The organism is Pseudomonas sp. NBRC 111138 (genome assembly GCF_001320835.1).
In the GTDB taxonomy this organism is placed as follows: Bacteria; Pseudomonadota; Gammaproteobacteria; order Pseudomonadales; family Pseudomonadaceae; genus Aquipseudomonas; species Aquipseudomonas paracarnis.
The window spans coordinates 1-4516 of record NZ_BCBO01000046.1; the positions used below are offsets into that span (position 1 = coordinate 1).

The following is a 4516-nucleotide window of genomic DNA, read 5'->3' on the forward strand; positions in this document are numbered from 1 at the left end:
TTTCGACAATCTTGGTCACATTGCTGGCGAAGTTATAGGCCTGGTCCTTGGGCAGGAAAAAGGTTTCCTTCATGTCCTTGCCCTGGATGCTGCCATGCAGGGTGAACTGCATGCCTTTGCCTTCGCGGTCATCCGTGACGACTTCGTAGTCCAGGCACAGGTCGTAGCTGACATCGTCCTTGTTCAGCGCGTGTCGCTCGATATGCAAGTGGCCGGGTTCAAAGATAGCCATAGGCGTTTCTCCTCAACTTCACAGGTAGGTGATGCCAGGTTTTGCCGTGCTGATGCGCGTGCCGGCGCTGCCCTGGACGATGGCTTCGATGTCCGAGAGTGAACCGATCACCGCGGTTTTGCCAGTCTGACGGGCGAACTCGCAGGCGGCTTGTACCTTGGGGCCCATGGAGCCGGCGGCGAAGCCGAGTTTTTCCATATCGTCGGGGTGGGCCTGGCCGATGGCCTTCTGGGTGGGCTTGCCGAAGTCGATAAAGGCGGCGTTGACGTCGGTGGCGATCACCAGCAAATCGGCCTCCAGTTGCGTGGCCAGCAAGGAGGAACACAAGTCTTTGTCGATCACCGCTTCAATGCCGCGCAGCTTGCCATCTTCGCCATACATGGTGGGGATGCCGCCACCACCGGCGCAGATCACGATGGCTTTTTTCTCCAGCAGCCACTTGATCGGGCGAATTTCAAAGATGCGTTTGGGACGCGGGCTGGCGACTACACGGCGGTATTTGTCGCCGTCGGGCGCGATGGCCCAGCCTTTCTCTGCGGCGAGTTTCTCGGCTTCGGCTTTGGCGTACACAGGGCCGATAGGCTTGGTGGGGTTCTGGAAGGCCGGGTCCTTGGCGTCGACTTCGACCTGGGTGAGCAGGGTGGCGAACGGCACTTCAAAGTCCAGCAGGTTGCCCAGTTCCTGTTCGATGATGTAGCCGATCATGCCCTCTGTCTCGGCGCCCAGCACGTCCAACGGATAGGGCGAGACGCTGGTGTAGGCCGCCGCCTGCAATGACAGCAGGCCCACTTGCGGGCCATTGCCGTGGGCGATCACCAACTCGTTGCCGGGGTGGATCTTGGCGATCTGTTCGGTGGCGATGCGGATATTGGCGCGTTGGTTGTCTGCGGTCATGGGTTCACCACGACGCAGGAGGGCGTTGCCGCCCAGGGCTACGACGATGCGCATACAGAATGTCCTTCTAGAATGATCGTTCCCACGCTCTGCGTGGGAATGCCCCACCGGACGCTCTGCGTCCGCTCTTGTGGCGCAGAGCGCCACTGGCTGCATTCCCACGCGGAGCGTGGGAACGATCAGAGTGGGGTTAGATATCCGCCAACGCCGACACCAGAATCGCCTTGATGGTATGCATGCGGTTTTCCGCCTGCTCGAAGGCAATATTGGCCGGCGACTCGAACACCTCTTCGGTCACTTCCACGCCATTGGCCAGGTGCGGATAGCGCGCCGCGATGTCCTTGCCGACCTTGGTTTCACTGTTGTGGAACGCCGGCAGGCAATGCATGAATTTCACCCGAGGGTTGCCCGAGGCTTTCATCATCTTGGCGTTGACCTGGTACGGCAGCAGTTGCTCGATGCGCTCGTCCCACGCTTCCACCGGTTCGCCCATGGATACCCAGATATCGGTGTGGATGAAGTCCACGCCCTTCACGGCTTCTTTCGGGTCTTCGGTGATGGTGATGCGCGCGCCGCTTTCCTCGGCAAAGGCCTGGCATTGCTTGATGAAATCTTCATGGGGCCACAGCGCTTTCGGCGCGCCGATGCGCACGTCCATGCCGAGCTTGGCGCCGATCATCAGCAGCGAGTTGCCCATGTTGTAGCGGGCGTCCCCGAGGTACGCGTAGCTGATGTCATGCAGCGGCTTGTCGCTGTGTTCGCGCATGGTCAAGGTGTCGGCGATCATCTGGGTCGGGTGGAATTCAGCGGTGAGGCCGTTGAACACCGGCACACCGGCGAACTTGGCCAGCTCTTCGACGATTTCCTGCTCAAAACCACGGTACTCGATGGCATCGAACATCCGGCCCAACACGCGGGCGGTGTCTTTCATGCTTTCTTTGTGGCCGATCTGCGACGACACCGGGTCGATGTAGGTGACGTGGGCGCCCTGGTCATGGGCCGCGACTTCGAAGGCGCAGCGAGTGCGGGTCGAGGTTTTTTCGAAGATCAGCGCGATGTTCTTGCCCTGCAAGTGCGGGCGCTCGGTGCCGGTGTATTTGGCGCGTTTGAGGTCGCGGGACAGGTCCAGCAGGTAATGCAGCTCGCGGGTAGTGTGGTGCATCAGCGACAGCAGGCTGCGGTTGCGCATATTGAAAGCCATGATGGAATCTCCTTAATAGTCGATAGGGTCGCGGATGATCGGGCAGGTCATGCAGTGGCCGCCGCCACGGCCACGGCCGAGTTCACCGGCGCTGATGGTGATCACTTCCACACCGGCCTTGCGCAGCAGGGTGTTGGTGTAGGTGTTGCGGTCGTAGCCAATCACCACACCCGGTTCCACGGCCACCACGTTGTTGCCGTCATCCCATTGCTCGCGTTCGGCGGCGAAGCTGTTGCCGCCGGTCTCGACGACACGTAGCGCCTTGAGGTTGAGCGCTGCGGCCACGGTTTCGAGGAAGTTGGTTTTCTCGCGCTGGATGTCGATGCCGTGGGGCTTGCTCTCGTCAGGGCGCAGGGTGAACGGCACGATCTGGTTGACCACTTCGGGGAAGACGGTGACCAGGTCGCGGTCGCAGAAGCTGAACACGGTGTCCAGGTGCATCGCGGCGCGGGATTTGGGCAGGCCGGCCACAATGACCCGTTCCACGGCTTTGTTCTGGAACAGGTTGCGCGCCAGTTGGCCGATGGCCTGGTGGGAGGAGCGCTCACCCATGCCGATCAACACCACGCCATTGCCAATCGGCATCACGTCGCCGCCTTCCAGCGTCGCGGCGCCATGTTCCAGGTCGGGGTCGCCGTACCAGATCTGGAAGTCCGCGTTGGTGAACTCAGGGTGGAATTTGTAGATGGCGCTGGTCAGCAGGGTTTCCTGGCGGCGCGCCGGCCAGTACATCGGGTTGAGCGTCACGCCGCCGTAGATCCAGCAGGTGGTGTCGCGGGTGAACTGGGTGTTGGGCAGTGGCGGCAAGATGAAACTGGCGTGGCCGAGAAAATCGCGGAACATCTCGATGGTCTTGCCACCGAAGCTGCTCGGCAGGTCGTCGGCCGACACGCCGCCAATCAGGTATTCGCTGATTTTGCGCGGCTCCAGGCTGCGCAGCCACGAGCCGACTTCATCGACCAGGCCCAGGCCTACCGTGTTGGCGGTGATCTTGCGTTCCAGAATCCAGTCCAGCGCTTCGGGGTTGGCGACGATGTCGGTGAGCAGGTTGTGCATTTCCAGCACATCAATGTCCCGCTCGCGCATCTTGGTCACGAAGTCGAAGTGGTCGCGCTTGGCCTGGGCCACCCACAGCACGTCATCGAACAGCAGCTCGTCGCAGTTGTTGGGGGTCAGCCGCTGGTGGGCCAAACCTGGGGAGCACACCATGACTTTGCGCAGTTTGCCGGCTTCGGAATGTACGCCGTACTTCACTTTTTCCGTGGTCATTACAGATCCTCCAGTGAACAACAATTACAGGGTCAGGAAGCCGTCGTAGAGCCCATAGGCCGCCACCAGGGCGCCAATGACCACTGCGGCGAAAATCAGCTTCTCGACGGGGGTGAAAATCGGTTTGCCCAGTTCACGCTTGGCCTTGGCGAACAGGATCGCGCCGGGGGCGTAGAGCAGGGCGGAGAGCAGCAGGTATTTGGTGCCGCCGGCATACAGCAGCCAGATCGCATAGATCAGGGCGATGGCGCCGATGAACAGGTCTTTCCTGCGCTCTTTGAGGGCGTTCTCGTAGGTCTCGCCGCGCACCGCCAGCAGCAGGGCGTAGGCCGCCGACCACAGGTAAGGCACCAGGATCATCGAGGTGGCGAGGTAGATCAGTGACAGGTAAGTGCTGGCGGAAAACAGCGTGATCACCAGGAATATCTGCACCATTGCGTTGGTCAGCCACAGTGCGTTGACGGGCACATGGTTGGCGTTTTCCTTGCGCAGGAACTCCGGCATGGTGTGGTCCTTGGCGGCGGCGAACATGATCTCCGCACACAGCAGCACCCAGGACAGCAGCGCGCCGAGCAGGGAGATGATCAAGCCCACGCTAATCAGCACCGCGCCCCAGTGGCCCACCACATGCTCCAGCACGGCGGCCATCGACGGGTTTTGCAGCTTGGCCAGTTCCGGCTGGGTCATGATCCCCAGGGACAGCACGTTCACCAGCATCAGGAACAGCAGCACAGTGATAAAGCCGATCACGGTGGCCTTGCCCACGTCACTGCGTTTCTCGGCACGGGACGAGAAGATGCTCGCGCCTTCGATGCCGATAAACACCCACACGGTGACCAGCATCATGTTGCGCACCTGGTTCATCACACTGCCCAGGTCCGGGTTTTTCACGCCCCAGATGTCAGCGGTGAAGATGTCCA

5 protein-coding genes are annotated in these 4516 nt (G+C 61.1%); all 5 read right to left on the bottom strand.

The window, feature by feature from the left end; genetic code table 11:
- The coding region (locus tag APH41_RS08660; protein ID WP_156359038.1) for a DUF5064 family protein at positions 1–232 on the bottom strand (232 nt) is incomplete at its 3' end.
- Positions 233–250: 18 nt separating this feature from the next.
- Positions 251–1180 (bottom strand): carbamate kinase, encoded by a 930-nt coding sequence (gene arcC, locus APH41_RS08665; RefSeq protein ID WP_014719696.1) that lies wholly within the window; start codon positions 1178–1180, stop codon positions 251–253.
- A 136-nt stretch (positions 1181–1316) separates the two neighbouring features.
- A complete protein-coding gene (locus APH41_RS08670) occupies positions 1317–2327 on the bottom strand; it encodes an ornithine carbamoyltransferase (protein WP_014719695.1) in 1011 nt (336 codons plus the stop codon).
- Positions 2328–2339: 12 nt separating this feature from the next.
- A complete protein-coding gene (gene arcA, locus APH41_RS08675) occupies positions 2340–3596 on the bottom strand; it encodes an arginine deiminase (protein ID WP_054918486.1) in 1257 nt (418 codons plus the stop codon).
- Between the two features lie 24 nt (positions 3597–3620).
- Positions 3621–4516 (bottom strand): amino acid permease (locus tag APH41_RS08680; RefSeq protein ID WP_054918490.1); only part of this gene is annotated, 896 nt, incomplete at its 5' end.

Excerpts from the sequence above, each read along its gene's own strand:
- arcA (WP_054918486.1), bottom strand. The coding sequence starts at position 3,596 with ATGACCACGGAAAAAGTGAAGTACGGCGTACATTCCGAAGCCGGCAAA.
- arcC (WP_014719696.1), bottom strand. The coding sequence starts at position 1,180 with ATGCGCATCGTCGTAGCCCTGGGCGGCAACGCCCTCCTGCGTCGTGGT.
- APH41_RS08670 (WP_014719695.1), bottom strand. The coding sequence starts at position 2,327 with ATGGCTTTCAATATGCGCAACCGCAGCCTGCTGTCGCTGATGCACCAC.